Annotated in this window: 22 protein-coding genes; 7 read left to right on the plus strand and 15 right to left on the minus strand. The window is 63.5% G+C overall.

What is annotated here, in order from left to right:
* Nucleotides 1-96: 96 nt before the first annotated feature.
* The 3 genes from groL to A9D15_RS10560 form a co-directional block, all read right to left on the minus strand.
* A complete protein-coding gene (gene groL / locus A9D15_RS10550) occupies nt 97-1746 on the minus strand; it encodes a chaperonin GroEL (RefSeq protein ID WP_066764692.1) in 1650 nt (549 codons plus the stop codon).
* A gap of 51 nt (nt 1747-1797) precedes the next feature.
* Complete coding sequence (gene groES / locus A9D15_RS10555; protein ID WP_066765051.1) at nt 1798-2085, minus strand: co-chaperone GroES; 288 nt, start codon at nt 2083-2085, stop codon at nt 1798-1800.
* A gap of 169 nt (nt 2086-2254) precedes the next feature.
* Entirely contained in the window at nt 2255-3658 is a 1404-nt protein-coding gene (locus A9D15_RS10560) for an MATE family efflux transporter (RefSeq protein WP_066764694.1), read from the minus strand.
* A gap of 230 nt (nt 3659-3888) precedes the next feature.
* Between A9D15_RS10560 and A9D15_RS10565 the strand changes: the two genes are divergently transcribed.
* Nucleotides 3889-4425: an acyloxyacyl hydrolase gene (locus tag A9D15_RS10565; RefSeq protein ID WP_066764696.1), complete on the plus strand. Its 537-nt coding sequence runs from the start codon at nt 3889-3891 to the stop codon at nt 4423-4425.
* Between the two features lie 4 nt (nt 4426-4429).
* Here the strand turns inward: A9D15_RS10565 and A9D15_RS10570 are convergent, their stop codons facing one another.
* Nucleotides 4430-4678 (minus strand): hypothetical protein, encoded by a 249-nt coding sequence (locus A9D15_RS10570; protein ID WP_156521742.1) that lies wholly within the window; start codon nt 4676-4678, stop codon nt 4430-4432.
* Nucleotides 4679-4848: 170 nt separating this feature from the next.
* Between A9D15_RS10570 and recQ the strand changes: the two genes are divergently transcribed.
* From recQ to A9D15_RS10585, 3 genes are all read left to right on the plus strand, one after another.
* Nucleotides 4849-6735, plus strand: coding sequence for a DNA helicase RecQ (gene recQ, locus A9D15_RS10575; RefSeq protein ID WP_082924410.1), 1887 nt, complete (start codon nt 4849-4851; stop codon nt 6733-6735).
* A gap of 68 nt (nt 6736-6803) precedes the next feature.
* Entirely contained in the window at nt 6804-7685 is an 882-nt protein-coding gene (locus A9D15_RS10580) for an SPFH domain-containing protein (RefSeq protein WP_066764698.1), read from the plus strand.
* A gap of 9 nt (nt 7686-7694) precedes the next feature.
* Nucleotides 7695-7892 carry a type II toxin-antitoxin system antitoxin gene (locus A9D15_RS10585; RefSeq protein WP_066764704.1) on the plus strand — a complete coding sequence of 66 codons (198 nt, stop codon included), beginning with the start codon at nt 7695-7697 and terminating at the stop codon, nt 7890-7892.
* Here A9D15_RS10585 and A9D15_RS10590 read toward each other — a convergent pair.
* The 11 genes from A9D15_RS10590 to A9D15_RS10640 form a co-directional block, all read right to left on the minus strand.
* Nucleotides 7889-8872 (minus strand): TerC family protein, encoded by a 984-nt coding sequence (locus tag A9D15_RS10590; protein ID WP_066764707.1) that lies wholly within the window; start codon nt 8870-8872, stop codon nt 7889-7891. The two genes, A9D15_RS10585 and A9D15_RS10590, sit on opposite strands and share 4 nt — an antisense overlap.
* A 14-nt stretch (nt 8873-8886) precedes the next feature.
* On the minus strand, nt 8887-9075 hold the full coding sequence (locus A9D15_RS10595) for a hypothetical protein (RefSeq protein WP_066764709.1): 189 nt from the start codon (nt 9073-9075) through the stop codon (nt 8887-8889).
* Nucleotides 9076-9302: 227 nt separating this feature from the next.
* Complete coding sequence (ribA, locus tag A9D15_RS10600; protein WP_066764712.1) at nt 9303-10373, minus strand: GTP cyclohydrolase II; 1071 nt, start codon at nt 10371-10373, stop codon at nt 9303-9305.
* Nucleotides 10374-10383: 10 nt separating this feature from the next.
* Nucleotides 10384-11175 carry an exodeoxyribonuclease III gene (locus A9D15_RS10605; protein ID WP_066764715.1) on the minus strand — a complete coding sequence of 264 codons (792 nt, stop codon included), beginning with the start codon at nt 11173-11175 and terminating at the stop codon, nt 10384-10386.
* 321 nt (nt 11176-11496) lie between these two features.
* Entirely contained in the window at nt 11497-12153 is a 657-nt protein-coding gene (locus A9D15_RS10610; protein WP_066764717.1) for a LolA family protein, read from the minus strand.
* Between the two features lie 170 nt (nt 12154-12323).
* A complete protein-coding gene (gene rpmG, locus A9D15_RS10615) occupies nt 12324-12491 on the minus strand; it encodes a 50S ribosomal protein L33 (protein ID WP_066764720.1) in 168 nt (55 codons plus the stop codon).
* 278 nt (nt 12492-12769) lie between these two features.
* Nucleotides 12770-13015: a hypothetical protein gene (locus A9D15_RS10620; protein WP_066764726.1), complete on the minus strand. Its 246-nt coding sequence runs from the start codon at nt 13013-13015 to the stop codon at nt 12770-12772.
* Between the two features lie 76 nt (nt 13016-13091).
* A complete protein-coding gene (locus A9D15_RS10625) occupies nt 13092-13346 on the minus strand; it encodes a GlsB/YeaQ/YmgE family stress response membrane protein (RefSeq protein WP_066764729.1) in 255 nt (84 codons plus the stop codon).
* Between the two features lie 116 nt (nt 13347-13462).
* On the minus strand, nt 13463-14287 hold the full coding sequence (locus A9D15_RS10630; protein ID WP_066764732.1) for an undecaprenyl-diphosphate phosphatase: 825 nt from the start codon (nt 14285-14287) through the stop codon (nt 13463-13465).
* A 65-nt stretch (nt 14288-14352) separates the two neighbouring features.
* The gene (locus A9D15_RS10635; protein ID WP_066764734.1) at nt 14353-16482 is read right to left on the minus strand and encodes a M13 family metallopeptidase; all 2130 of its coding nucleotides are present in this window, start codon (nt 16480-16482) and stop codon (nt 14353-14355) included.
* A gap of 203 nt (nt 16483-16685) precedes the next feature.
* Entirely contained in the window at nt 16686-18500 is a 1815-nt protein-coding gene (locus tag A9D15_RS10640) for an ABC transporter transmembrane domain-containing protein (protein WP_066764737.1), read from the minus strand.
* Between the two features lie 179 nt (nt 18501-18679).
* Here A9D15_RS10640 and A9D15_RS10645 point away from each other — a divergent pair, with 179 nt between their 5' ends.
* From A9D15_RS10645 to gltB, 3 genes are all read left to right on the plus strand, one after another.
* Nucleotides 18680-19924 carry a polyhydroxyalkanoate depolymerase gene (locus tag A9D15_RS10645; RefSeq protein WP_066764740.1) on the plus strand — a complete coding sequence of 415 codons (1245 nt, stop codon included), beginning with the start codon at nt 18680-18682 and terminating at the stop codon, nt 19922-19924.
* Nucleotides 19925-20072: 148 nt separating this feature from the next.
* The gene (locus A9D15_RS10650; RefSeq protein WP_156521743.1) at nt 20073-21413 is read left to right on the plus strand and encodes a hypothetical protein; all 1341 of its coding nucleotides are present in this window, start codon (nt 20073-20075) and stop codon (nt 21411-21413) included.
* Between the two features lie 191 nt (nt 21414-21604).
* The gene (gene gltB, locus A9D15_RS10655; RefSeq protein ID WP_066765055.1) at nt 21605-26245 is read left to right on the plus strand and encodes a glutamate synthase large subunit; all 4641 of its coding nucleotides are present in this window, start codon (nt 21605-21607) and stop codon (nt 26243-26245) included.
* Nucleotides 26246-26247: the final 2 nt, after the last annotated feature.

A 26247-nucleotide genomic window follows, 5' to 3' on the forward strand; every position in this document is an offset into this window, starting at 1 on the left:
CAAGTCCGTTCAAATCACTTGCAACTCTGCCACGAAAAGGGCCGCCGGACCCGTGTCCGGCGGCCCTGTTTTTCGAGCCTTGGATGGCGCGGAGGCTTAGAAGCCGCCCATGCCGCCCATGCCGCCCATGCCGCCCATGTCGGGCATCGCCATGGCGGGCTTGTCTTCCGGAATGTCGCTGATCGCGGCTTCCGTGGTGATCAGCAGGCCGGCAACCGAGGCCGCGTCCTGCAGGGCGGTGCGAACGACCTTGGTCGGGTCGATCACGCCGGCAGCGACGAGGTTTTCGTAAGTGTCGGTGGCAGCGTTGAAGCCCTGCGTTTCATCGTTTTCGCGCAGCAGGTTGCCCGAGACGACCGCACCGTCGAAGCCGGCGTTGGTCGCGATCTGGCGAACCGGGGCCATGATGGCCTGGCGGATGATGTCGACACCGCGAGTCTGGTCGTCGTTGTCGCCCTTCAGGCCTTCGAGAGCCTTGGTGGCATAGAGCAGGGCCGTGCCGCCGCCCGGGACGATGCCTTCTTCGACGGCTGCGCGGGTTGCGTGCAGGGCGTCGTCGACGCGGTCCTTGCGCTCCTTCACTTCGACTTCCGAAGCACCGCCGACCTTGATGACTGCAACACCGCCAGCAAGCTTGGCGAGACGTTCCTGCAGCTTTTCACGGTCGTAGTCCGACGTGGTCGATTCGATCTGCGCGCGGATCTGTTCGACGCGGGCCTTGATGGCTTCTGCGTCGCCGGCACCGTCGACGATCGTGGTGTTGTCCTTGTCGATGGTGACGCGCTTGGCCTGGCCGAGCATGTTCAGCGAAACGTTCTCGAGCTTGATGCCGAGGTCTTCGCTGATCATTTCGCCGTTGGTCAGGATCGAGATGTCCTGCAGCATGGCCTTGCGGCGATCGCCGAAGCCCGGAGCCTTGACGGCAGCGATCTTCAGGCCGCCACGCAGCTTGTTGACGACGAGAGTGGCGAGCGCTTCGCCTTCGATGTCTTCCGCGATGATGAGAAGCGGACGGCCCGACTGCACGACGGCTTCCAGGATCGGGAGCATCGGCTGAAGGTTGGTGAGCTTCTTTTCGTGGATCAGGATGTACGGATCATCCAGTTCGACGGTCATCTTCTCTGCGTTGGTGACGAAATAGGGCGACAGGTAGCCGCGGTCGAACTGCATGCCTTCGACAACGTCGAGTTCGAATTCGAGACCCTTCGCCTCTTCGACGGTGATCACGCCTTCCTTGCCGACCTTTTCCATGGCTTCGGCGATCTTTTCGCCGACTTCCTTGTCGCCATTGGCCGAAATCACACCGACCTGGGCGATTTCCGAAGTGCCGGAAACGTCCTTCGAACGACCCTGCAGGTTCTCGACGACCTTGGTAACGGCGAGATCGATGCCGCGCTTCAGGTCCATCGGGTTCATGCCGGCGGCAACCGACTTCATGCCTTCGCGCACGATGGCCTGGGCCAGCACGGTGGCGGTGGTGGTGCCGTCACCGGCAGCGTCGTTCGCCTTCGAGGCGACTTCGCGCAACATCTGCGCGCCCATGTTCTCGAACTTGTCCTTCAGTTCGATTTCCTTGGCGACGGTGACGCCGTCCTTGGTGATGCGGGGTGCGCCGAAGCTCTTGTCGATCACGACGTTGCGGCCCTTGGGGCCCAGCGTGACCTTCACGGCGTTGGCGAGGGTGTCGACACCCTTCAGGATGCGTTCGCGTGCGTCACGCGAGAATTTCACGTCCTTGGCAGCCATTGTTTTCTCTCCTCTTGGGAATTTAGTGAGTCAGAAGGTTCGCGAAAATGCTCAGGCCATGACGCCGAGCAGGTCGCTTTCCTTCATGATGAGCAGGTCCTTGCCGTCGACCTTGACTTCGGTGCCCGACCACTTTCCGAAAAGGACGCGGTCGCCTTCCTTGACGTCGAGCGGGGTGACGGTGCCGTTTTCCGAACGGGTGCCGGTGCCGACTGCCACGATACGCCCCTCAGAGGGCTTTTCCTTGGCGCTGTCGGGGATGATGATCCCACCGGCGGTCTTTTCTTCGGCTTCGATGCGTTCGACCAGTACGCGGTCGTGCAGCGGACGGAATGCCATGATGATGACCTCTTCCAATTAAAGGGTTGGTTATTGCGATTGGCACTCCCGCGTGGAGAGTGCCAGCGGGGCTGGATATGGTCGGGGTGAACGTGGTCGTCAAGCGGCGTTCATCAAGTTTTTTTGAGACGGGCCGTGGTCTGCTTGCAGCCGGGCGTTCGTGGCGGATCTATCGCCCGCCACTGACAAGCCCGAGACTCTCGCGCCGGTGCCAGCGCCAGCCCAGTAGGGCCGAGGTGACGATCAGCCCGACGGCAAGACCGATCCAGACGCCCAGTCCGCCCAATTCGGTGTGGAAGCCCAGATAGTAGGCCGTTCCGAACCCGAAGATCCAATAGCCGATCACGGCAAGGATGAAGGGCACCCGCGTATCGGACAGACCGCGCAGGAGCCCTGCCAGAACCACTTGCGCGCCGTCGAACAACTGGAACGCGGCGGCGACGACCAGATAAGTTACCGCAAGCGGCACGACATCCGCATTGGCGGGCGCGTCGACATCGAAGAACAACGACAGCAGCACCTTGGGAATACCGATCATCGCCGCCGCGAACAGCCCGGCAAAACCGATCACGACCCAGACGACCGCCAGCCCGGCGCGGTGTATGCCCTCTCTCGATCCGGCGCCGTTGTGCAGTCCGACACGGATCGTAGCCGCCGTCGCGATGCCCATCGGCACCTGAAACGCCAGCGCGCCCAGTTGCAAGGCCACGGTATGCGCCGCCAGTTCCAGCATTCCGATCGCGCCCATCAGGTATGCGGCGCCGGAAAACAGCCCGCCCTCGGCCAGAGTGATCGCTCCGATCGGCAGGCCGACGCGCCACAATTCGTGCAATCGCTGCCAGTCGGGCCGCCACAGGCGCCCGAACAGGTAGTGTCGCCGCATCCTCCGGTCCGACTGGATGATCGCGACATAGGCGGCCAGCACGACCAGAGACGTGATTACGCTGGCAATCGCCGCGCCCTTCAGGCCAAGCGCCGGAAAGCCCCAGTTGCCGAAGATCAGAAGCCAGTTGCCGATGAAGTTCACGATCAGGGCCAGAACCGTCACCCAGGTCGCGATCACGGCACGGTCCATCGTCGATACGAAGATTCGCAAGGCTGCGGCCGCCAGCACCGGGATCGCCGCAGGGGACAGCCAGCGCAGGTACTCGCCCGCCATCGCGGCAATCTGTTCGCTCTGCCCGGTCAGCAGCATGAACTGTTCGGCAAGGTTGGACCCCGCCATTACCGCGATGCCCGCCAGAACCGACAGCCAAAGCGCCATGCGGAAAGACCGCCGCACTTCGCGAACCGCGTGGCGGCCCCGTCCCAGCGCGGTGGCGGCCATCGGGGCGACCGCGCTGATGAGCCCCATCGTGCACCACAGCATCAGGCCATAACTGGATACCGCCAGTGTGCTGGCTGCCAGTTCCTGTGTCCCGATCCGCGCGATGAACAGCACGTCGATGGTATAGACCGCCATCTGCAACAGGTTCGCCGCCGCCAGCGGCACGGCCAGTCGCGCCGTCGCGCCGAATTCGGCGCGCAGCGAAGCCGCATCGTGGCGAGTCGGGGAGAGGGCTGCGTCAGTCATAAAGCCGGCCCGGTTAGGCGAGGTCGGTGACGGGGGAAAGACAAATCGATTACGCTGCTTCTTTGCGCACATGGGACAAGGCAAGCGGGCAACACACCGGTCGCAGAACGCCCCTGACGGGCAGCGCCAGCGAAAGTCATGCGGCCAACCGACGTCGTCGGTTTAGATATCTGGAACCTGTTCGCGTGATCTTGCGGAACGTCATGCGCTTCATGAGGGTTTGAGAGTGAATGACCCGTTTCGCACTCATCCCGCTCTTGTCCGGTATCGTCCTTCTGGCCACTCCGGCGCAGGCCGACGAAATCTTCATCGGAGCCTACGCGCACGCCGTAGACACGCCCTTCACCTTCGAGACCGGTGAGGGTGGCGTCGACGGCGTAATCGGATATCGCTTCGACCGGATCGGGGCGCTGGACTTCGTCGGCAAGCCCGCTCCCTACGTGCTGGGCTCGGTAAACAGCGACGGCGGTACGAACTTCGCCGCAGTGGGCCTCAGCTGGAAGATCGGCAAAGGGCCGGTCTACGTGCGCCCCGCTGTCGGCATCGCCATCCACGACGGGCCGGAAGAAAAAATCGCGCCCGACGGCCGCCATCTCGAACTCGGCAGCCGTGTCCTTTTCGAACCCGAAATCGCCATCGGGACCCGGATCGACGAACGCTTCTCGATCGAGGCAAGCTGGATGCACGTCAGCCACGCGCGCCTGTTCAATTCGGGCCAGAACCCGGGAATCGACATGATGGGCGTGCGCCTTAACTACCGGCTCTGACCGGTCACTCGATCGTTAGTCGCGCGATCCAGTTGTCGCCTTCGGGTTCGTCGAAACGGTCGATCCGCGAATAGGGCGGGCCGACGGGAATGGCCTGTCCGTCGCGGGTGTGGAGGATAATGCGTTTCTGACCGTTTAGCGCAGAACTTGTTGCAGGCGCCGGGGGCGCGGGCGGTGCAGGCTGTACCATCACCACAGGTGCCGCCAAGAGCGCCACGAAAGAACCGCTGACGGGCCTGATAAGCCTGTGCATCCCATTCCCCTCGATTCTTTGGCGATGAGGCTATCACGCCCGCGCGGCGCGGCCTCTGGGCCGAAAGTGCAACGCGGCGGTGCATTTCGCCGACGCTATCCACGGCTTTGCCCCCTTTGCTGGGCGCAGGCGGTTTTCCTGCGGCCCCAAGGTCTGGCAAAGGCTCGTGCATGGCAGAGCCATCAGACGCCCCCTATTTCGACCCGTTCGACCAACACAACGACTTCGAGCGCGTGGACTATCCCGACTTCACGCCCGAACCGGTGGTCTTCGGCCCCGCGCCGGACGAGGCGACGCTGCTCGAAAGGCTACATTCCGTCTTCGGCTTCCGCGCCTTTCGCGGCGTGCAGCAGCAGGTGCTGGACCGCGTGCTGTCCGGCCAGTCGACGCTGGCCGTCATGCCGACGGGCGCGGGCAAGTCGCTGACCTACCAGTTGCCCGCAACGATGGTGGACGGCACTTGCGTCGTCATCAGCCCGCTGATCGCGTTGATGCACGACCAGTTGCGCAGCGCAGAAGCAAACGGCATCCGCGCCGCGACGCTGACCAGCGCGGACGAGAACCGCGCCGAAACCGTCGCCCGCCTTCGCGCCGGAGAGCTGGACCTGCTCTACGTCGCGCCCGAACGCGCCAGCCAGTCGCATTTCCGCGAGCTGCTGGGCCAATGCCGCATCGCGCTTTTCGCGATCGACGAGGCGCACTGCGTTTCCGAATGGGGGCACGACTTCCGCCCCGACTATCGCCTGCTGCGCCCACTGATGGAGCTGTTCCCCGGCGTACCGCGGCTGGCCCTGACCGCGACGGCGGACGCGCATACCCGCTCCGACATCCTGGCCCAGCTCGGCATTCCCGAAGAGGGCATGATCGTCGCGGGCTTTGACCGGCCCAACATCCGCTATGTCATCGGCGCCCGCGAAGGGCTGACGCAGCAGCTTCGCCGGCTGCTGGCGGCCAATCCCGGCCCTGGCATCATCTATGCCCCGACCCGTGCCGCGACCGAGCGGTTGGCCGAGGCCCTTTCCGACGGCAAGCGCGAGGTGCGCGCCTATCACGCAGGCCTGCCGCCCGAAGTCCGTGCGGCGAACCAGTCCGCCTTCGTGGCTTCCGAAGACATGGTGATGTGCGCCACGGTCGCCTTCGGCATGGGCATCGACAAGCCCGACGTGCGTTTCGTCGCCCACGCCGGCCTGCCCAAGTCGATCGAGGCCTATTATCAGGAAACCGGCCGCGCCGGCCGCGACGGCGATCCCGCCAGCGCCCACCTGTTCTGGGGTGCGGACGACTTCGCCCGCGCGCGGATGCGGGTGCAGGAAGTGGACGAGGCGCGCCAGCAGGGCGAACGCGCGCGGCTGTCCGCGCTGGGCGCGCTGGTCGAAACGGCCGGCTGCCGCCGCGCGATCTTGCTGCGCCATTTCGGCGAGAGCCCGCCCGAAACTTGCGGCAATTGCGACAACTGCCTCGAGCCGCCGAAATCGGTCGACGCAACGGTGACCGCGCAGAAATACCTCTCCGCCGTGGCGCGAACGCGGCAAATGTACGGGGCGGGCTATGTCGAGAGTATCCTGACGGGCCAGTCCAGCGAACGCGCCAACAGCCAAGGCCACGATACCCTGTCTGTGTTCGGCATCGTCGAGGGCGAGGAAGCGGCGCTTCTCAAACCCGTTCAGCGCGCGCTGCTGGTGCGCGGGGCGCTGCTTCCGACCGAGCATGGCGGGCTGATGCTGGGGCCCGAGGCGCGCACCTATCTCAAGGGTGAATTGTCGCTCGATCTCGTCCTCCCGCCCAAGCGTGAGCGGGGGCGGGGCCGCAAGGGCAGCGGGCAGGCGCTCAACCCCGTGGGCGATCCGCTGTTCGATGCGCTGCGCGTGCTGCGCCGCGACCTCGCAAAGGAAGGCGGGGTTCCGCCCTATGTCATCTTCCACGATGCGGTGCTGCGCGACATGGCAGGCTTCAAGCCGCAGACCCGCGCGGCGCTGGCCGATCTTCCCGGCATCGGGGCCAAGAAGCTCGACGCCTACGGCGACCAGTTCCTGACGGTGATCCGCCAACATTCCTGATTTGTTTGCGGGTTCCTCGTTTCTGATATAAAAGTGATATCATATTTATATCAGAACGGGGGAATCATATGGAACTCAAATCAATGGAAGCCAGCCACGAGACCGGTGCCAGCACCGCGAGTGGCTACCCGGTCCTGCTCATTATTCTGCTCGGCCTTGTGGCCATCGTCTGGGGCCTGTTCGGCAGTTACGAACCGATGCTCGTGCCGATCATCGTCGGCGCACTCGTGCTCGCGTTCTTCTCGTCCGGTTTCTATATGCTGCAGCCGAACCAGGCCGCGGTCATCACGCTGTTCGGCTCCTATCGCGGGACGGATCGCAGTCATGGCCTGCGCTGGGTCTGGCCGTGGATGGGGCGCAAGAAGATATCGGCGCGTGCGAACAACATCCATTCGGACCGCATCAAGATCAACGACTTGCGCGGCAACCCGATAGAGATCGCTTGCAATGTCGTGTGGCGCGTGCGCGATACGGCGCAGGCCAGCTTTGACGTCGACGACTATCGCGAATTCGTGAACATCCAGATCGAGGCGGGCCTGCGCACTGTCGGTTCGCGCCACCCCTATGATGACATCGAGGAAGGCGAGACGACGCTGCGCGGTGATGGCGACCAGGTGAACGCCGAACTGCTGACCGAGCTGAACGAGCGTCTGAAGGTAGCCGGTATCGTGGTGGACGAGGCGGGGCTTACCCACCTTGCCTATGCGCCCGAAATTGCCGGCGCCATGTTGCGCCGCCAGCAGGCCGAGGCAGTCATCGCCGCGCGGGCCAAGCTGGTTCTGGGTGCGGTCTCGATGGTGGAAATGGCGCTGGCCAAGCTGTCCGAAGACGGCATCGTGCATCTCGACGACGAACGCCGTGCGGCAATGGTCTCCAACCTGATGGTCGTGCTTTGCGGTGAACGCGACACGCAGCCGATCGTCAACACCGGCACGCTCTACAACCATTAAGAGCAACCGGTGCCTGCGACACGCAAACCCTTTGCCCTGCGGCTCGATCCGGCGCTCCATGCCGAGATCGAACGTATGGCCGCGCGCGACCTGCGTTCGGTCAACGCCGAGATCGAGTTTCTCTTGCGAGAGGCTCTTTCCCGTCGCGGGGTGAAGGTGGGGGTGAGCGAGCAGCCACGCCGTGGCCGCCCGCCCAAGGTTGATTAGGAAGAAGGCAACTGCGCCTCTTCCCGTGTCTTCCAGAGAGAATAGGCAACACCGCTCGCAATAAGCGCAAACGTGACGCCGAGGCTGATCGCCGGCGGGAACTTGGCCCCGCCCAGCAGGAAATCGGCCACGAAGATCTTGCCGCCGATGAACACCAGGACGGCCGCCAGCGCATACTTCAGGTACGTGAAGCGATCGATCATCGCCGCCAGCGCGAAATAAAGGGCGCGCAGGCCCAGAATGGCCATGATATTCGACGTATAGACGATGAACGTGTCGGTCGTGATCGCGAAAATCGCGGGCACGGAGTCCACGGCAAAGACAAGGTCAGCCAGGTTGATGACGACTAGGGCCAGAAACAGCGGCGTTGCGGCTCGCACCATTTTGCCGTTCGCATCGGGCACTTTCACGAAGAACTTTTGCGCGTGCAGTTCCTTTGTCACGCGCATGTGGCGGCTGATCCAGCGCACGGCAGGGTTGTTGCCGATGTCGGGATCATGGTCGGACGTGAAGAACATCTTGATGCCCGTGAACACCAGGAACGCGGCAAAGATGTAAAGCACCCAGTACGCTTCCTGCACCAGCGCCGCCCCGCCCGCGATCATCAACCCGCGCAGGACGATTACCGCCATGATGCCCCACAACAGGGCGCGGTACTGGTATTTCGCAGGGATGGCAAAGAAGGTGAAGATCAGGCTGATGACGAAGACGTTGTCGATCGACAGCGCCTTTTCGATGAAGAAGCCGGTGTAGTACTGCATCCCCGCCTCGCCGCCCTTGGCGAACCAGACCCACACCCCGAACAGCAACGCGATGCCGATGTAGAAGGCAGTGAGCTTCAGCGATTCGCCGATGCCCATCTCCCGGTCCTCCTTGTGCAGGATGCCAAGGTCAAAGGCGGTCAGCGCCGCGACGATGCCGAGGAAGGCGAGCCAGAACCACGCCGGTGTGCCGAGCCAGTCGGCGAAGAGGAATTCCATCTATTCGCTCCCTGTCAGTGTGCAGGCATGGCGCGAATGAACGCGGAACGGGCGGATAGCCGCGCTAGGCGGTGGCGCAGCGCGGACTTCATCAGCGTAAGGCGGGCGATTTCCTGCCGGTCTTTACGTTGGCGCTGGGCGCGGCGAAGCTGATCGTCGAGCTTCTGCAAACGCTCGAGCAGGCGGAAAAGGTGGTCGGACATGTATGTTCCCTTTCGAAACGGTGGTCGTTCGATCGGGTAAGGGAGCGATGGTCCGGTTGGGTTTGCGGCGCTTCGAAGAAGGCCCGGACTGGCATCGGTCTTACCCGATGCGGTCCGACATCACGTGGCGTTCGCTGGCCATTGAGCCAGGGACGCCGCGCCAGAGGGGCCCGGTCCCGCGTTTCCGAAAATGGGGGCAAAGCGGGCCGATTGCAAGCGGCAGATTGCTACAAGATGTGCCCGGTCCGGTCGCGCTTGGTGTCGAGATAGCGCGCATTGTGGGGATTGGCGGGCAACTGGTGCGGCACACGCTCTGCAACGGTGACGCCCACGGCTTCCAGCGCATCGACCTTGGCAGGGTTGTTTGTCATCAGCCGAATCGCGGGAATGCCCATCAGCTCCAGCATCCGTGCCGCGACCGGAAAATCACGTGCCTCGGTCGGCAGGCCGAGCCGGTTGTTGGCATCGACCGTGTCGAATCCCTGATCCTGAAGGCGATAGGCGCGCAGCTTGTTTATAAGCCCGATCCCGCGCCCTTCCTGCCGCAGGTAGAGGAGGACGCCGTATCCGCCCTTTGCCGACTCGTCGGCCATGGCGTGAAGCGCAGCATCGAGCTGCGGGCCGCAGTCGCACTTGAGGCTGGTGAGTACGTCGCCGGTCAGACATTCGGAATGGAGCCGGACGAGCGGAGTGCGATCCGTACGCTGTTCACCCACGATCAGCGCGACGTGTTCGCGAAGGTCGTCAGGTGCGCGGAAAGCCACGATCTCGCAAGCCTCGGCGGCAGCGGTTGGCAGGTTCGCGCGGGTCTGGATGGTCAGACGGTGCGGGTCCTGAAATGCCGTCAGGTCCGCGACGTCGCAATCGACCGCGCCTTCCGCCGGTGCCGGATCGACCAGGAAGCACGGAAGCAGCCCCGCAAGCCTTGCCAGCGTCATCGCTGCTTTCGCTGCCTCGCCCGCCATCATTGGCTCGGCAACGAACGGGCCTGCCAGCGGATGAGCCAAGTCCTGTGAAGGATCGGCCAGAGCGCGGGCGAGGGGGAGCGTGAAAGGCTCTGCCGCGCGGATCAGGACGGGCGCATCGGGCACGGCGGCTTCGCGCTGGTTGGCCAGCTTCAGCGTCGCGGCGCGGGCGGCGGATATCAGCAGGCGCGGTGCGACGGTGTTACCGCTTTCGAAGCCGGTTTCGGGGTTCAGCAGGGTCAGCACTCCGTCCGGCCCGGCCAGCCGGATCGGCCAGCCGTGGCGCAGCGCGTCGATCGCCTGCGCCGCGCGGCGGGGGTTGCCCGTGCTCACCCGTTCACACTCATAGGTCGAACTCGGTGATCAGCGGCACGTGGTCCGAAGGCTGTTCCCACTTGCGGGTTTCTTCGACGATGCGGTGCGAAACGGATTGCGCGGCCAGATCGGGCGAGGCCCACATGTGGTCCAGCCTGCGACCCTGGTCCTTCTGACGCCAGTAGGAGCGGTAGGACCACCACGAATAGTTTCGTTCGGGCGCGGGAATGTGCTTGCGCCCCAGATCGACCCAGCCGTGCGCATCGCCCAGCTTGCCAAGCGTTTCCACTTCCAGCGGAGTGTGGCTGACGACTTTCAGCAGCGCCTTGTGATCGTAGACGTCGCATTCGAGCGGCGCGATGTTGAAGTCGCCGACCAGCAGCGTCGGACGGTCAATCTTTTCCGACCAGCGCGTCATGCGTCCAAGGAAGTCGAGCTTCTGCCCGAACTTGGGATTCACCTCGCGGTCGGCGACATCGCCACCTGCGGGGATATAGACGTTCTCGAGTATCATGCCCTTGCCCGGGCCGCCCAGTTCGACGCCGACATGGCGAGCCTCACCATTGTCCTGCCAGTCGTGGCGACTGAACTCGGTAAAGGGAATCCGGCTGACCGTGGCGACGCCGTGATAGCCTTTCTGGCCGTGCACCGCGCGGTAGGTATATCCCAGCTTCTCGAAGGCCTCGTACGGAAACAGGTGCTCTGCACACTTGATCTCCTGCAGGCAGAGGACGTCGGGCGCCTGCTCCGTCAGGACACGAGCGACTTGCTCCATCCGAAGGCGGACCGAATTGATGTTCCAGGTAGCGATAGAAACCATGGCAATGGCAAATAGAGCGCCGCGCCCCAAAGTCCACCGTGTGCGCCACCCAAAAACGGAAAAACCCCCGACCCGGGGGCAATGGGTCGAGGGCTTCCATTCGCGTTCGTCACGCTCGGCAGGACACGTTCGCTTTGGTCACGAGCAACAGGGGGGAAACTCGAACCGCGTGTCCTGTGAGTTCATTTTTACGAGCGCTGTCCTGTCCATTAGATGAACGGTAACCATTGGGTTGGGGCGGTTCATCGCCATGGCGGCACGACTGGCCGCCGGATGGACGGGAAACCTGAACGATGCACCGCCCAACCTGAACAAGCCGGCCTAGCGGCGGGTTCGCGGCTTCACGTCCTTGAACATGAACGTGCCGTTCGAGACCGACATGCCGTAACGCTGGTTGTCGAGCAGGATCTTGGTGACCTTGTTCTGCGCGTCGACAGAAACCCAGCCTGCCAGCTCCATGCCGCCGGGGGCCGAAGCGTTCTTTTCGAAGATCAGCGTCAGCACGCCGTATTCGGGATGCTTGGGATCTTTCACGCGGATGCTGGTCACGTCTGCATGATTGGTGGGCATCAGGGTGCCGTACTTGTTGATATCGCCGTCCGGCTGCAGCAGCGCGCCTAGCGGGCTGTTCTTGATCGGCCAGACCTGCTTCTGGTTCACTTCATAGTCCAGCATCGTCAGGCGCGAGCCGTCGGAAACGATCAGGACCGGAACGTCGCCCGAATATTCGAAGCGGATCTTGCCGGGGCGCTTCAGCACCATCTTGCCGGTGAGTTGCTGGCCGCCACGGCCGATCTGCGTGAAGCTGGCCGTCATCGTGTTGATGGCGCGAAGCGCGGTCACGGCCTGGTCGAGTTTGTTGCCCGAAGCGGCCGCAGCCGGAACCGTCGGCGCGACAAGCGCGGCCGGTACAGCGAGAGCGAGAAGGCCGACGCCGATGGCGCGGGCGGTCTTGCGGATAGGGTTCATCGTATTCATCCCGGTTCTACTACCTTTGCGGCATTGAACCCGTTGTGAACCGGGAGTGTTCCCGCCCTTAAGGTAAAACGAAGGGCAGATCGGGCGGGATGGCGGGCGGCGCAGTGGCTGCGCCCGCCTTCGAACCGCCGGAAAGCATGCAGCAGGGCAGTGCACCCCGCTGCGCAAGATCACTTGATCTTGGCTTCCTTGAACTCGACGTGCTTGCGCACGACCGGGTCATACTTCCGCTGGACCATCTTCTCGGTCATGTTGCGGGGGTTCTTCTTCGTCACGTAGAAGAAACCGGTATCGGCGGTGGAGACCAGCCGGATCTTGACGGTTGCGGGCTTCGCCATGGCGTGTTCCTAGTAATTCCTGTAGCCGCGCGGCTGGCCGTTGAGCCTGCTACGCGAACGTTAAAACTCGCGGGTATTCGTAAGTGCGAGATTCGGAATCGCCTGACCCGTCTCGCAAAGCGTGGGCGCCTTTGCGATAAACGCCCTGCCAAGTCAACCCAAACCCGCGTTCGCAGGGCTGAAACGGCCCCTTTCGCGAGTCAGAGATGCGAACCTGCAAACGAAAACGGCGCCGGGATTTCCCGGCGCCGTTCGCAAGTTCGCTGTGAAGCGGAAACTTATTGCGGCGTGGCGTCCATGTCGTCGGCTGCCTCTTCCATGGCATCCTTCGTTTCTTCGCCCTGCTCTTCAACGGCTTCAGCCTGCTCTTCCATGCCGGCGTCTTCCAGCGCTTCAGCAGTTGCCTCAGCAGCTTCGTCGATGGCTTCGGCCTGGTCTTCCATCTGGTTTTCGGCCGGGCTGTCACATGCAGCGAGACCAAGGCCCAGGGCAGTAGCGGCCGCAACGGCGATAAGCTTCTTCATAATGTATTCCCCTTCACAAAATTCTGGGGCGACAGCAGGCTGCCGCCCCATAGGTACTTCCGTCTAAATGCCGATTTTAGCGAACGGTTCCACGACGAAACAGATTAACGATCGCAAGGAGCACGACGGCGCCAAGGAACGAGAACAGCAGGGCCGAGAGGCTGAAGCCGTTCATGATAGTGTCGCCACCGACAACGAGGCCGGCGATGAGGGCGCCGACAATGCCGACGACCACGTTCAGCAGGATGCCCTGCTGCGCATCGGTGCGCATGACGATGCTGGCGAGCCAGCCGATGATGCCACCGACGATGATCAGAATTATGATACCCATCGTTCGAATTCCTTCAGATTAGCGTTTGGTGAAGAAACGTCGATGGGTGCGCCTTGGTTCCGGCGCTTGTGGAAAAGTTGGCAAGGGCCGGCCATGACCACCCCCTTTTCAGGGCGTTAGCCGCCTGTCGCGACGCCCAGCCAGATCAGCGCGGCGATGCCGATGACGATCCGGTACCAGGCAAAGGGTGAGAAACCGGCCTTGGAGACATAGGCGACAAAGGCGCGGATAACGATCAGTGCGACGATGAACGACACTACGAAGCCGATCGCGATTTCGACCCAGCCGACCGTCATCGAACCTGCCGACAGGAGATCGCGGTACTGCCAGATTTCAAGCGTGGCGGCGCCAAGCATCGTCGGGATGGCGAGGAAGAAGCTGAATTCGGCGGCCGTGCGCCGTTCGATCCCCATGGCGAGCGCGCCCATGATCGTCGCGCCTGAACGGCTGACGCCGGGCACCATGGCAAGGCACTGGATGAAACCGACGCCCAGCGCCTGTTTTACCGGCAATTGTCCGATGCCGCTGGGCGGGCCTTCCTTGGCGACTTTCTCGATCACGAGGATCGCGATGCCGCCCGCGATCAGGGCCCACGCGACAACGGATGGGCTGCCTAGCATGATGTCGATGTAGTCCTTCATCAGCAGGCCGATCACGGCCGCGGGCATGAAGGCGACGAGCAGGTTTACGACGAACCGTATCGATTCGGGGTGGCGGTGGAGGATGCCGGTCCCGGCCGCCCAGAAAGTGCGCCGGTATTGCACCACGACCGCCAGGATCGCACCCAGCTGGATGACGACGTTGAAGACCTTCCACTCCTCCGCATCATAACCGAACAGGGCGGATGCGAGGATCAGGTGGCCGGTCGACGAGACGGGGACGAATTCGGTGAGACCCTCGACTATACCGAGGAGGATTGCGGTCAGCGTGAGATTTTCCATGCGCCGCGGGAGGTCGCCCGACGCTCGGCCTAAGTCAAGCCGAATGCGCCGGGCTGTCCATTACTTTACCAGATGCGAACGCGCTCATCCGGGGGAAGATAGAGGTCGTCGCCCGGCTTCACGTCGAATGCCTTGTACCATTCGTCGAAGTTACGGACGATGCCGTTGATGCGGTAGTGCGGCGGCGAGTGCGGATCGGTGACCAGCAGTTCACGCATGCGCTTTTCACGCATCTTCGAACGCCACACCTGTGCCCACGACATGAAGAAACGCTGGTCGCCGGTGTAACCGTCGATCACGGGTGCTTCCTCGCCGTTCAGCGAAAGCCGGTAGGCGCGATAGGCGAGCGAGAGGCCGCCGAGGTCGCCGATGTTTTCGCCCATGGTCAGGCGGCCGTTGACGCAGGTTTCGCCGTTATCGAACGGGCAGAAGGCATCGTACTGTGCGGCAAGAGCGTCCTGCAGCTTTTCAAAGTTGGCCTTGTCACCGTCGGTCCACCAGTTGCGAAGGTTGCCTTCGCCGTCGGACTTGGCGCCCTGATCGTCGAAGCCGTGGCCCATTTCGTGGCCGATGACCGCGCCGATCGCGCCGTAGTTGACGGCGGGGTCCGCCTCGACGTTGAAGAACGGCGGCTGCAGGATGGCTGCGGGGAAGACGATCTCGTTCAGCGTCGGGTTGTAGTAGGCGTTCACGGTCTGCGGGAACATGCCCCATTCGCCGCGATCGACTTCCTGGCCGACCTTCTTGATCTCGTCTGCGAAGGCCCATTGCGACGCCATCATCGCGTTGGCGAGCGGATCGTTCGCAGTCGGCATCAGGCCTTCATAGGTTTCGAACTCGTCGGGCGAACCGATCTTGGGCATGAAAGCGTTGAGCTTGGCCTTGGCCTCGACCTTGGTGTCCGCGCCCATCCACGTAAGATCGTCGAGGTTCGCATCCATCGCGGTGCGCAGGTTTGCGACCAGCGCTTCCATCTTGGCCTTCTCTTCGACCGAGTAGTACCGCTCGGTATAGATCTTGCCGAGCAGTTCGCCCATCTGGCCTTCGACGGCGTCGATGCCGCGCTTCCAACGGGGGCGCTGTTCTTCCTGGCCGCGCAGGGTGCGGCCATAGAAGTCGAAGCGCGCGTCGGCGATGTCGGTTGGCAGGACTTCGGAATGGCTCGACAGGAACTTGGCGGCGAGCCACGCCTGCCACGTTGAAACCGGAACCGTTTCCAGCATGTCGAGCACGGCCGGAACGCCGCCGCCGATGTTGGCGGCCGCTTCGGCGGCGTCGATGCCGGCCGCGTCCAGCTCTTCCTGCGTCGGCGGCATCTGCCACACTACGGCGTAGGGCAGGTCGCCAAGACCCATGTCTGCAAGGAAGCGGGTCATCAGGCCGTCGGGGCCAAGTTCTGCCAGCTCGTTCGCTTCAAGTCGGGTGTAGGTCAGGTCGCGCTGGCGGCTGACTTCCTGGCTCCAGTCTTCCTGGGCCATGCGGACTTCGAGCGAATACACCGCACGGGCCGCTTCTTCGGGGTTCTGGTAACCGGCCTTGCCGAGCAGGAAGGCAAGATATTTCTTGTACTCGGCCTGCGCCTCGAGGTTGGTCGCGGTCGGCTTGAGGTAGTAGTCGCGGTCCGGCAGGCCCAGACCCGAGGTGAAGAAGTAGATCGCGTTGACGTCGCTGTTCTTCATGTCGGCGAAGACGGCGGGCGCGATGGGCGAGGCATAGCCCGGCGTCGCGAAGAGCTTGACGAGGTCGGCGGGCGTTTTCGCGGCATAGATCGTCTGCAGATAGGGCTGCGCAGGGGCAAGGCCGGCTGCGTCGATCGCATCGGTATCCATGAACGCGGCATACGCGTTGGCAAGGCGCGCTTCGTCCGAGCCTGCTTCCCAGGTGCCTGCGGCCAGTTCCTTCAGGATCATGTGCACGCGAGCTTCGGACAGGTCGCCCAGAAGGTTGAAGGCGCCATAGCTCGTCTTGTCGGCAGGAATTTCGGTGGTCTTGATCCACTCGCCATTGACGTAGGCGTCGAAGTCGTCGCCCGGCTCAACCGATGTGTCCATGTACTGGGTCTGCACACCGAAAGCGCCCCAGTCGGCAGCCTCTGCGGCGGCGATGGTCTCTTCCGAGGTATCTTGCGCGATTGCGGGGGAGGTGAGAGCGAATGCGAGTGCCGAACAACCGGCGATAAGCAGTTTCCGTGTCATAAGGGGGTGCAGTTCCGTTCGTTGTTCCAATGCCAAGCGTCATAGCGCCGCACGCAGCGTTGCAGATGTCGTTCGTCGGTTTCTTTTGTAACTTTATCGATGAACTGCACCTGTAGATGGGTCAAGCGCCCGTTTTCGCAAGCCTGCGTTAAGGCTTGCGGGAAGGTTTCCGGCGATGTGAGGTGCTTGGTGCCGTCGAAACGTCAGGCCACGGGATCGTCGAACTGCAACCGGGCAAGGCGCGCATAGAGCCCGCCTGCAGCGGAAAGCGTGTCGTGATCGCCCGTCTCGACGATGCGGCCCTCGTCCATAACGACGATGCGATCGGCGGCGCGAACCGTGGCAAGCCGGTGCGCGATGACCAGCGTGGTGCGGTTTTCCATCAGCCGGTCGAGCGCGGACTGGACCAGCCGTTCGCTCTCGGCATCGAGCGCGCTCGTCGCCTCGTCCAGCAGCAGGATCGGCGCGTCGCGCAGCAGGGCGCGAGCAATGGCGATACGCTGACGCTGGCCGCCCGACAGACGCGCCCCGGCCTCGCCGATGAAGGTGTCGAGACCTTCGGGCAAGTCACGAAGGAAAGTCTCGGCATTGGCGGCGCGGGCCGCTTCCCAGATTTCCTCGTCGCTTGCCTCGGGCTTGCCGTAGAGGATGTTGTAGCGCGCGGTCGCCGCAAACAGCACCGATTCCTGCGGCACCAGCGCGATCCGGTCGCGTATGTCGGCGGGGTCGGCGCGGGTCAGGTCCACCCCGTCGATCCGCACGTTGCCCGCCTGAGGATCGCGGAACCGTTCGACCAACTGGAACAGGGTCGACTTGCCGGCGCCCGAAGGGCCGACGACGGCGACGGTCTCGCCCGGTTCGATGATGAGCGTGAAATCCTCAAGCGCCGCACGCTCGGGTCGGGCGGGATAGCGGAACGTGACGTTCTGGAACGAGATCTGCCCGCGCGGCGGCACCGGCAGGGCCTGCGGTCGTTCCGGCGCGGCAATGGTGGGCCGCGCGTCCAGCAGTTCGCCCATGCGCTGTGCCGCACCCGCGGCGCGCAACAGGCTGCCGTACACTTCGGTCAAGGAACCGAACGCACCGGCGACAAGGCCGACGGTGATGACGAAGGCCGCGATCGTGCCGCCGCTGATGTTGCCTGCCGTAACTTCGATCGCACCTTTCCAGAGCAGCAGCGTGATCGCGCCGAAGATCATCGTCATGACAACGAACGTCAGGACCGAGCGGACCTTGATCCTCTTGCTGGCCGCTTCGAAGCTGCGATCCACGGCACCGCGGAAGCGGTCGCGTTCGCGGTCTTCCTGATTGAAAGCCTGCACGATCTGCATCGAGGATAGCACCTCGCTGGTCATCGCGCCGACGTCGGCGATGCGGTCCTGGCTGGCGCGCGACAGGTTGCGCACCTTGCGGCCGAACCAGATGATCGGCAGGACGACGCAAGGGATCGCCAGCACCAGCCATGCGCTGAGCGTGGGGGCGAGATAGAACATGTAGGCCGTGCCGCCGATGGCCATCAGCAGGTTGCGCAGCGCGACCGAAACGGTGCTGGAAACCACCTGTTCGATGATCGCGGTATCGGCCGTCATGCGCGATGCGATTTCGGATGGGCTGTTCACTTCATAGAACGCGGGCGGCATCGCCATCAGGTGGCGGTTCACCCTCACGCGCAAGTCCGCGACGACACGTTCGCCCAGCCATGACACGAAATAGAATCGGAACGCCGTGCCCACCGCCATGATCACGACGATCAGCAGCAGGTACTGGAACCAGCGGGATATATCCCCTTCGCCCGAAAAACCCCGGTCGATGATCAGGCGGAAGCCGGAAGGGATGGCCAGCGTCGCTGCAGAAGTGATGATCAATGCGACCAGCGCGGCACCGACCACGCCCGGATACTTGCGCGCGGCATCGGCAAGCAGGCGCAAGGGTCCCAGGCTTTTCGCCTTGGGCGCGTCGTTGCCGCTGGTTTCCGCCGGTGTGTCCTGGCGCGACTTGCGCCGCCTGTTCCCGCTCATGGCGCGGGGCCTAGCCCAAAGGCGAGGCAGGGCCAAGTGCCCCTGGGGTCTAATCCTCACCGGCGTTGCCCATTACGGCAGGTCAAGTCTCTCTCGCGGCTGCAAAATAATCTTGTGCATTGCAACGAGAGGCGCAACGGTCGATATTGGTGGCGGAGGAGATACGAGGAGGACCACGTTTGCTCTACCAGATCTACGAGCTTCAGAAGGCCTGGCTGTCCAGCGCGAGCGCTGCCGCTTCGGTCGGTGCCGAATGGCTCGGCAACCCGCGCAACCCGCTTGGCTACACCGGTTTCGGCCCCGCGATTTCCTCTGCCATGGAAGTCTTTGCGCACGCCGCGTCCCCGCGCGGCAAACCCGCTTTCGGCATCACCCGCGTCGAACGTGACGGCAAATCCTTCGAGGTTGCCGAGGCCGACGTTCTGCACAAGCCGTTCGGGAACCTCAAGAAATTCACGCACGACGGCCTGCCCAAGGATCCGCCCCGATTGTTGATCGTCGCACCGATGAGCGGTCACTACGCCACGCTGCTGCGCGGCACGGTCGAGCGTATGCTCGAAAACGCGGAAGTCTACATCACCGACTGGGCCGACGCGAAGATGGTGCCTATGTCGGAAGGCACCTTCGATCTCGACGCCTATATCGACTACGTGATCGAATTCCTCGAATTCATCGGCCCCGGCGCGAACGTCATGGCCGTGTGCCAGCCTTCGGTCCCGGCCTTTGCGGCAACCGCGATCATGGCTGAGCAGGGCAATCCCTGCCGTCCGGCAACGCTGACCATGATGGGCGGCCCGATCGACACCCGCGAAGCGCCGACCGAAGTGAACGACATGGCGACCTCGCGCCCGATGGCGTGGTTCAAGCAGAACCTGATCCAGACGGTGCCGCTGCACTATCCGGGCGCCGGACGCCGGGTCTATCCCGGTTTCCTGCAGCTCGCCGGCTTCATGTCGATGAACCTGGGCAACCACATGATGAGCCATTACGCGATGTTCAAACATCTCGTCGTGGGCGACGGCGAAAGCGCCGAGGCGACGAAGATCTTCTACGACGAATATCTCGCCGTTTGCGACATGACGGCAGAGTTCTATCTCCAGACCGTGAATGCCGTGTTCAAGGAATACCTGCTGCCGCGCGGCCTGCTGACCCACAAGGGCAAGAAGGTCGATCTGGGCGCGATCACCGACACCGCGATCCTGTGCGTGGAAGGCGAGCGCGACGACATTTCGGGCGTCGGCCAGACGAAAGCGGCGCTGGACATCACGCCCAACCTTCCGGACGACAAGAAGCTCTATCACCTGGCCCCGGCAGTCGGGCACTACGGCATCTTCAACGGTTCGAAGTGGCGTTCCAGCATTGCCCCGATAGCGGAGCAGTGGATGGCACAGCACCGCCGCGGCAAGTTGCAGGCCGTCGCCTGATCCTGGCGGCCTGATGCCGCGGAGTTGAGGTGGCGGCGAAACTTGCGCCGTCACCGCGAGACCTAACCCATCGTTATCACTGCATTTACCAAGTCCGTTTAAGACATCTTCTCGCAAACCCTGCGAAAGAGGACGGATGGACGCTGTGATGAAGATTGTCGGCCTTTTGCTGCGAATCGGCGGTGCCGTTGCGGGCGTGGCCGCTGTCATGTTTATTCCCGATGCGGTTCTGACGCGCTCGATCGCCGCGCTCGGCCTTTCGGGCAGCGTCGATCTCACCATGGCCCGCGTGGCCGCGCATGGCCTGTTCGGGCTCATCGGTTTGCTCATCGGTTCACAGATCGCGGCAATGCTTCGCCACCGTCCGGTCGAGGCACCGGGTAGCCGCCATGACGCGGCCGAAGCCGTTCCGCGCCTGCGCCGCCATTTGGTCGAGGGTGAGAAGAAACAGGTTTCCGCCGTTCCCCGCTACGAAGATCCGAACGCTGCGCCGACCAAGCCGGTCGCGGTATCGTTCAAGGAGCTTGGGCTGGAGCATCCCCACGCCAGCGAATATCCCGATCCCGCAGGCGGCGAGCATGACGATCACCACGATGCCTTCGCCTACCGCGAAGAAGCGCAACGCCCCGAAAGTGCCGGCAGTGCCGATGACGAGTGGGCCGAGTTTGGCGACGTTCCGCCCCCGGTCCGTGCGCAGCCCTCTCCTGTGAATACTGCATCGGCAGGTGAGGAGCCGGTCGAAGCCGAGCCTGTCGCACAATGGACGACGCCCGAACCGTTTCCGGCCGAGCCTGAAGCCGCTCCGGTCGAGGAACCCGCAGCCGAAGTCGCCTCGGCGCAGGGCTGGGGCGACGCTCCGGCATCGGGCGATCTCGACTTCGAACCTTGGCCCGAGGAAGCAGAGGCAGAGCCCGAGTGGATGCCCGAGCCTGCCGTGGAAGCAGTGCCGGTTGAAGAAGTCTACGAGCCCGCACCTGAACCGGCCTACGAGACCGCGACCGCAGAGCCCGAACCCGCAGCGCCCCCCGAGCCGGTTGCCGAGGTGCGTCCTGCACCGGAACCCGCACCTCAAGCTGTTCCGCAGTCCGCTCCGCAGTACGCTACCATGCCCGAACCGGCCCCGATCGCGTCGATGATGCCTGCTCCGGCCCCGGCCCCGACTTCGGAGCCTGTCGGAGATGTAGGACCGGACCAGTATTCACGCGTCAGGTTCGCCGCGCCCAGTGACGAAAACTGGTACGACGGTGCTGGCGACGACGAGGAAGAGGCCGAGGACGACGGCGCCGGTTATGGCTCGCTGTCCGATATCGGCCTTGGCCGCACCCACCAGCCGCGCGGCGGCGAGGGCCAGCGCGGCGAGGCTCTGCTGCCGCCTTCGGAATTTGCCAAGACCAGTGCTCCGGGGGCGATTCCGAAAGGCAAACCGCAAGATTTCCGCCTACGCGAGGCACTCGAGGAACTGATGCGGGTCGATCCTTCGAACCGCTAAGGCCATGAAAAATATCGCCTAGGTGGTCGGGATGGGGGCCCCGGCCGCCTTTTTCGTCTACTGTGCAGTTGCAAAAATCCAAATCTATCGCCATGGGGTTCCCATGCGCCATTTCGCTGCGCGTTCGCGGCGACTGAGTCGCATTTTATTTCCGGATAATGGTTGTCCGGGCCCCGACAGGATAGGTGAAAATGGGTTTTCCGCCGGTTCAAGGCCTCTACGATGCGCGCAACGAACACGATAACTGCGGTGTGGGCTTTATTGCTCATATCAAGGGTCAGAAATCCAACGCGATTATCAAGCAGGGCCTGACCATTCTGGAAAATCTGGACCACCGCGGTGCGGTGGGCGCCGACCCGTTGCTGGGTGACGGCGCCGGTATCCTGATTCAGATGCCCGACGCGCTGTTCCGCGGCTGGGCCGAAAAGAATGGCAAGACGCTTCCGCCCGAGGGCGACTACGCAGTCGCCATGTGTTTCCTGCCGCAGGACGAAGCCGCCCGCGACTTCGTCGTGAAGCGGTTCGAGACGTTTATCGCCAAGGAAGGCCAGGATCTCATCGGCTGGCGCGACGTGCCGACCACGCTCGATGGCCTGGGCAAGACCGTTATCAAGCAGATGCCGGTCATCCGCCAGGCGATCGTCGGTCGCGGCGGCCCCTGCAAGGACCAGGACGCTTTCGAGCGCAAGATCCTCGCCATCCGCAAGCAGGTCCAGAACCCGCTGGAAGACCTTTCGATCAAGCACGGCCTTCCGGGCCTGACCGAACTGTACCTGCCCAGCTTCTCGACCCGCACGATCGTCTACAAGGGCCTGCTGCTCGCCAACCAGGTCGGCAGCTTCTACGACGACCTGCGCGATCCGGCCTGCACGTCGGCGCTGGCGCTGGTGCACCAACGTTTCTCGACCAACACGTTCCCGAGCTGGAAGCTGGCACAGCCCTTCCGTCTCATCGCGCACAACGGCGAGATCAACACCGTTCGCGGCAACGTGAACTGGATGAATGCGCGCCGCCGCACGATGGAATCGCCGCTGATGGGCGCCGATCTCGACAAGATGTGGCCGATCATCCCGCATGGTCAGTCGGACACCGCGTGCCTCGACAACGCGCTCGAACTGCTGCTCGCCGGCGGTTACTCGCTCAGCCACGCGATGATGATGCTCATCCCCGAGGCATGGGCCAAGAACCACGAGATGGATCCGGCCCGTCGCGCATTCTACGAATACCATGCCGCACTGATGGAGCCGTGGGACGGCCCCGCGGCGGTTGCCTTCACCGACGGTCGCCAGATCGCTGCCACGCTCGACCGCAACGGCCTGCGTCCGGCGCGTTACTGCACGACCAGCGACGACCTGGTCTGCATGGCGTCGGAAAGCGGCGTCCTGCCGTTCGACGACAGCACGATCACGCGCAAGTGGCGTCTGCAGCCGGGCAAGATGCTGGTCATCGACCTCGAACAGGGCCGCATCATCGAGGACGAGGAAGTCAAGGCCGAGCTCTCGAATGCAGAGCCCTATGCCGACTGGCTGAACCACTCGCAGTACAAGCTCGAGGACCTCGAGCCGCTGGAGCCCGAGGCGGAAGACACCGGCATGGCCGTGGGCGAATTGCTCGATCGCCAGCAGGCCTTCGGCTACACGCAGGAAGACGTGTCCAAGTTCCTCGAACCCATGCTGTTCAAGGGCGAGGACCCGATCGGGTCGATGGGCACCGACACGCCGATCGCCGTACTGTCCAAGCGTTCGCGCCTGCTTTACGACTATTTCAAGCAGAACTTCGCACAGGTCACCAACCCGCCGATCGACCCGATCCGCGAGGAACTGGTGATGAGCCTGCTGTCGATGATCGGGCCGCGCCCGAATCTGCTGGGCCGCGACGCGGGCACGCACAAGCGGCTCGAAATCAGCCAGCCGATCCTGACCAATGCCGATCTTGCGAAGATCCGCTCGGTCGAGGAAATGCTGGACGGCGCCTTCCGTACTGCCACCATCGACATCACCTGGGATGCCAGCACCGGGGCCGACGGCCTTGAGCAGGCGATCAAGGAAATGTGCTGGGCCGCGACCGAAGCGGTGCTGCAGGACAAGAACATTCTCATCCTGTCGGACCGCGCGCAGTCGAAGGACCGCATCGCGATGCCCGCGCTCTTGGCGACGGCGGCGGTCAACGCGCATTTGATCCGCCAGGGTCTGCGCATGCAGACCGGGCTTGTCGTCGAAACCGGCGAAGCGCGCGAAGTGCATCACTTCTGCGTGCTGGCAGGTTATGGCGCGGAAGCGGTGAACCCCTATCTCGCCTTCGAGACGCTGGAAAAGATGCGTGTCGCCAAGGAAGCCCCGCTGGAATCGTGGGAAGTCGAGAAGAATTACATCAAGGCCATCGGCAAGGGCATCCTGAAGGTCATGTCCAAGATGGGCATCTCGACCTACCAGTCCTATTGCGGTGCGCAGATCTTCGACGCGGTCGGCCTGTCCAGCCGCTTCATCGATGCGTACTTCACTGGCACCGCGACGACGATCGAAGGCGTCGGCCTGAAGGAAGTCGCCGAGGAAACCGTGCGCCGACACAAGGCTGCGTATTCCGACGACCAGATCTACAAGAACCAGCTCGATGTCGGCGGCATCTACCAGTATCGTCTGCGCGGTGAGGATCATGCCTGGACGCCGGGCACGATCAGCAACCTGCAGCACGCGGTCCGCGGCAACAACTTCGCCAATTACGAAGAGTTCGCGAAAGAGATCAACGAGCAGAGCGAACGCCTGCTGACGATCCGCGGGCTGATGGACCTGAAGAAGGCCGACAAGCCGCTCGACCTTTCCGAAGTCGAACCGGCCGAATCGATCGTGAAGCGTTTCGCCACCGGCGCGATGAGCTACGGCTCGATCAGCTGGGAAGCGCACACCACGCTCGCGCTCGCCATGAACCGGATCGGCGGCAAGTCGAACACCGGTGAAGGTGGCGAGGACCCGAAGCGTTTCGTCCCGCTCGAAAACGGCGACACGATGCGTTCGGCGATCAAGCAGGTGGCATCGGGCCGCTTCGGCGTCACGACCGAATATCTCGTCAATGCCGACGACATCCAGATCAAGATGGCGCAGGGCGCAAAGCCCGGCGAGGGCGGCCAGTTGCCCGGCCACAAGGTCGACAAGATCATCGGCAAGACCCGCCACTCGACTCCGGGTGTCGGCCTGATCTCGCCGCCGCCGCACCACGACATCTACTCGATCGAGGATCTCGCGCAGCTCATTCACGATCTCAAGAACGTGAACCCCGTCGCGCGCATCTCGGTCAAGCTCGTCTCCGAAGTGGGCGTCGGCACGGTTGCCGCGGGCGTTTCCAAGGCGCGTGCGGACCACGTCACGATCTCGGGCTACGAAGGCGGCACGGGCGCGTCCCCGCTGACTTCGCTGACCCACGCGGGATCTCCGTGGGAAATCGGCCTTGCCGAAACCCAGCAGACGCTGCTCCTCAACGACCTGCGTTCGCGCATCTCGGTCCAGGTCGACGGCGGCCTGCGCACAGGCCGCGACGTTGCCATCGGCGCACTGCTCGGTGCTGACGAATTCGGCTTTGCCACAGCTCCGCTGATCGCGGCAGGCTGCATCATGATGCGCAAGTGCCACCTCAACACCTGCCCGGTCGGCGTCGCGACGCAGAACCCGGAACTGAGGAAGCGCTTCACCGGTCAGCCGGAGCACGTCATCAACTACTTCTTCTTCGTGGCGGAAGAGCTGCGCAAGATCATGGCCGAGATGGGCTTTGCCACGCTCGACGAGATGATCGGCCGCGTGGATCGCATCGACATGAAGAAGGCCGTCACGCACTGGAAGGCGCATGGCGTCGACTTGTCGCGCCTGCTGCACAAGGTCGAGGTTCCCGAGGGCAAGGAGCTATTCTGGACCGAGACGCAGGACCACGGTCTGGAGGCAGCACTCGACCAAGATCTCATCGCCGCGTCCGCCCCTGCGCTGGAGAAGGGCGAGAGCGTCCGTCTCGACCGCGAGGTTCGCAACGTGAACCGCACCGTCGGCACCATGCTGTCGGGCGAAGTCGCGAAAAAGTATGGTCACGCCGGACTTCCCGACAACACGATCCGCGTGAACCTCACCGGCGTCGCGGGCCAGTCCTTCGCGGCCTGGCTGGCGCACGGCGTCACTCTGGACCTCGTCGGCGATGCCAACGACTATGTCGGCAAGGGCCTTTCGGGTGGCCGCGTCATCGTCCGTCCGCCCGAAGGTGCGGATCGTGATCCGTCGAACAACATCATCGTCGGCAATACCGTGCTTTATGGCGCGATTGCGGGCGAGGCCTATTTCAACGGCGTCGCGGGCGAACGTTTCGCCGTCCGCAACTCGGGCGCGGTGGCCGTTGTCGAAGGCACTGGCGACCATGGCTGCGAATATATGACCGGCGGCATGGTCCTCGTGCTGGGCCAGACCGGTCGCAACTTCGCAGCGGGCATGAGCGGGGGTATCGCCTACGTCTATGACGAGGACGGTACGTTCGAGAAACGCTGCAACACCGCGATGGTGGACCTGCGCAAGGTTGAGAACGTCCGCGACGAGGACGACGGCGCTGGCCGTCCGGCGCAGCGCGGCCGTTCGGTCGACGACATGGGCATGGGCGATCCGCTGTACCACGATGCCGAACGCATCAAGGTCCTCTTGGAACGTCACCACCTCCACACCACCAGCAGCAAGGCACGCGCTCTGCTAGACGATTTCGACAATGCGATCGGAAAGTTCGTCAAGGTGATGCCGCGCGATTACGAAAACGCGCTCAAGGCCATGGAAGCCGAGCGCATCGCCGCGCAGAGCGAAGCAGCGGAATAAGG

It is taken from the genome of Croceicoccus pelagius (genome assembly GCF_001661915.1).
Lineage (GTDB): Bacteria > Pseudomonadota > Alphaproteobacteria > Sphingomonadales > Sphingomonadaceae > Croceicoccus > Croceicoccus pelagius.